General features: G+C 70.7%; 1 protein-coding gene. It reads left to right on the forward strand.

Annotated features, from left to right (window positions below; all coding sequences use genetic code 11):
- Positions 1-69: 69 nt before the first annotated feature.
- On the forward strand, positions 70-451 hold a 382-nt coding region (locus UUA_RS18365; protein WP_039954582.1), incomplete at its 3' end, for an isoaspartyl peptidase/L-asparaginase.

A 451-nucleotide genomic window follows, 5' to 3' on the forward strand; every position in this document is an offset into this window, starting at 1 on the left:
GTCCGGGAGAGCGCCCACGTGAGACCGCACCATCTGTTCCTCGCCCTCGCCGCCTTCGGGGTTGCCGCCATGAGCCATGCCGCCGTTTCGCCCGTACTGGTGATCCATGGCGGCGCCGGGGTGGTCAAGCGCGAAATGACGCCGGCGAAGGAGCAGGCGGTGCGCGCGGCGATGACCCGGGCGCTGCAGGGCGGCTACGCCGAGCTCAAGTCCGGCGGCAGCGCGCTGGACGCGGTGGCCGCAGCGATCACCGTGCTGGAGGACGATCCGAACTTCAACGCCGGCAAGGGCGCGGTGTTCACCCATGAGGGCACCAACGAGCTGGACGCGGCGATCATGGACGGCGACACCCACCGTGCCGGTGCGGTGGCGGGCGTCACGCGGATCAGGAACCCGATCCTGCTGGCGCGCGCGGTGATGGAGAAGACGCCCTACGTGATGCTCTCGGGCC

Origin of the sequence: Rhodanobacter thiooxydans LCS2 (assembly GCF_000264375.1) — a bacterium.
Lineage (GTDB): Bacteria > Pseudomonadota > Gammaproteobacteria > Xanthomonadales > Rhodanobacteraceae > Rhodanobacter > Rhodanobacter thiooxydans.